At 65.1% G+C, this 2,601-nt stretch carries 2 protein-coding genes; both read left to right on the plus strand.

The features are described from left to right. Positions 1-458 precede the first annotated feature (458 nt). Positions 459-1,064, plus strand: a complete 606-nt coding sequence (locus tag B5F40_RS15650; protein WP_087195197.1) for an iron-sulfur cluster assembly scaffold protein — start codon at positions 459-461, stop codon at positions 1,062-1,064. 3 nt (positions 1,065-1,067) lie between these two features. Beyond that, positions 1,068-2,318, plus strand: a complete 1,251-nt coding sequence (locus B5F40_RS15655) for a hypothetical protein (protein WP_087195198.1) — start codon at positions 1,068-1,070, stop codon at positions 2,316-2,318. The last annotated feature ends 283 nt before the right edge of the window (positions 2,319-2,601 follow it).

The raw sequence follows: 2,601 nt of genomic DNA on the forward strand, positions 1-2,601 counted from the left end.
GTTCGCAACGTCAAAATTCGCCCCCCCCCCTTTTTTTTTGCCCATCGCCCTCCCGATGATGGACGGCATCGTGAACTATTGTAATCAATCTACTTGTCAAATGATATGCGTTCGGTGCATATCTTCGGGAGGTGGCATTTGGATGCCGCTCGCTCGTCTTGGACTCCCTCTCAGGTTCTTTGGCGCTCTGCACATCGGAAATTTCCCTTTTATCCTCAAAGAGGGGATGAAGAGCGCGCCCGTTTGGGCACTATGGGATCGTGCGAGAGAATCGGTCGGCCTACGGCGCAGGGGAGTCGAGAGCGGTTGGTTCCGAGCGTCTATCGGATGCGGGTGCGCGTGCTCGTGGAAAGTGGCGGGCGCTCCTGCGGAAATTGGCGTTTGCGCGCCTGCGGAAAGCAAGGGGCGCGCTCGCGAAAGGCGTCGGGCGCGGTCGTCGAGCGGTAAGGAGTAGGTATATGGGAGAGTCGAGGAACGTCTACATCGAGCCAGACGAGCGTGCGGTCATCCGCACCGCCGATGTGTACCAGACCGAGGTGGAGGCAGGCACGGCAGGGTATTCCGACACGCTGCTGGCGGTTGTCGCAAACTTCAAGAACAGCGGCGCGCCGGAGGGGTTCAACGCTCAATGCATGGTGGGGAAGTCTAAGCGCGGTGAGGTGGCGCTGCGCCTGTTCGCCGTTGTCGATCCCGAGACGGAGATGTTTGTTCGCGCGGGCTTCAAAGCGCGCGGCTGCTTGGCCATGACGGCCTGTGCGAGCGTCGTGTGCTCGATGATCGAGGGGAAAACGTTTGCCGAAGCGCTGGCCATCAAGCCCGACGACGTGAAGGAATCGCTTGACGGCGTGCCGTGGGACAAGGTGCACACCGCGTATTTCGCCGCAGAGGGCGTGCGGGCCCTCGTCGGCGACTACATCATCAACCGTGGCGGCACTATCGCCGATCTCGATGCCGTGGTGCCATGCGACGAGCTCTCCCTTTCCTGCGCCGTGTGCGAGCACTGCTCGCTGCGCGATGCGCGCATCGAATTGCAGTTCGGACCGGCGGTCGGCGAGGGGGCGTAGGACATGGACGCAGCTGTGGAGGCGGAAGGCGCATGCGGCAACGAACCAAGATGCGAGGGCGCGTGCGCCGAGGTGCGGGCAGGGGCGAAGGGCGAAGGCGTTTTCGGGATGGCGGGGGCGCCTTCGGCCGCATCGCCCGTTTCGGAGGCGAATGCAGCTGGCGCAGACGCCGAAGACGAGGTGCTTGCCGCGGATGCTTCGTCTGCCGCGGGCGTTAACGACGAAGCCGAGGCGCGTGCCCGTGCGCTTGCCGAGCACAATGCCCTTGCGCGCGTGTTCGAAGACGTGCGCGCCCAATCTGCGGACAGCCGCCTCGTTGAACCCTCTCGCTGGGCCGAGATCGGTCTCGTGCCCGCGCACCTCACGCCCGACGAGTTCGAGATGTTCGTATACGAGTACATCGAGGATGATCGGGCCGCGCGCGTGGAGGCCGCCGCTTCTTCCGAGCCCGATCCTTCACCTGTGTTCCGCACGGCAACGCGTGCGGTGGGCATCCCCGCGTTTTTGCGCTCTGATGACGAAGAGCCGCAGGAGGATACGGCCGAGGGAGCGGGTGCTGCGAGCGCGGGGCAGGATGCCGAGCCGCGCGAGGCGTGCGGCGACGAATCGGCTGTTCAAGGCGACGCTGAAGAAGCGACCGGGGAAACTTCGACCGAAGGCGTCGGTGGGTGCGACTCGCCTGGCTCGGATGGCCCCAGCGGTTCGGACGATGGCGGCGTCGCCGTCGCCGGCAGTTCCGACGTCGACGGGCCCGATGACCCTTTTGCCGGCTTGAACATCCCGGCGGGGTATCGCTTGGAGGAGATCGAAGGCGAGTTCGTCTTGGTGGAAACCGGCGAAAGCGAGGACGCGGTCGAGCTGCCTATTGATTGCGAGCACATCGTCACGCTCGTGGGCGCTCACAGCTACTACGTGTACGACCGCAGCGTCATGACCGACGCGTACGCGCACTGGGCGTTTCTCGCCGCCGAGGACGACCGCGTGGTCACGTTCGTCGACTGCGTGCGCGAGGACTCGCGCGTCTACCCGCGGCCCTTGGCCGCATCGAGTTTGAAGAACCCGCCGTTCAGAATGACCGACGAGGATATCGCCGCAACGTGGGAAGCCGTGCGGGCCTCCGGCGAATATCCCGACATCGAGCGCGCTGTCGCTTCCAACGGTGCCGAGTACTTCTTCTCCACCGACCATCTTTCGCCCGCCTACGCCGCTTCGCTTGCCGAATGGGATGCCGTGGAGCGTCGGCTCCATATGTAGCGCATCCCGAGGGCGTGCTGGCGGGGAAGGGGCGGTTTGACGACGCGGCTTGGGGCGTGGCGCGTGTGCAGATCGCGCGCCGCTCGCCCGCTTTTGCGTGCTGTCGGGACGTGACGGGGCATCTTCTTGCACATGGCTTCGGCTCGTGCAGCAAAATGGGAATTCCGCAGCATGACGGCTGTCTGCGGTGCGAAGGTTGTATCAAACGCTTTCCCCGTTGTGCGCTCGCGCGAGCCGGGGTGGGCGCACGGGGCGGGGGCCTCGGCTCGGCGGCCCCCCCCCC

It is taken from the genome of Gordonibacter sp. An230 (assembly GCF_002159915.1).
Classification (GTDB): domain Bacteria; phylum Actinomycetota; class Coriobacteriia; order Coriobacteriales; family Eggerthellaceae; genus Rubneribacter.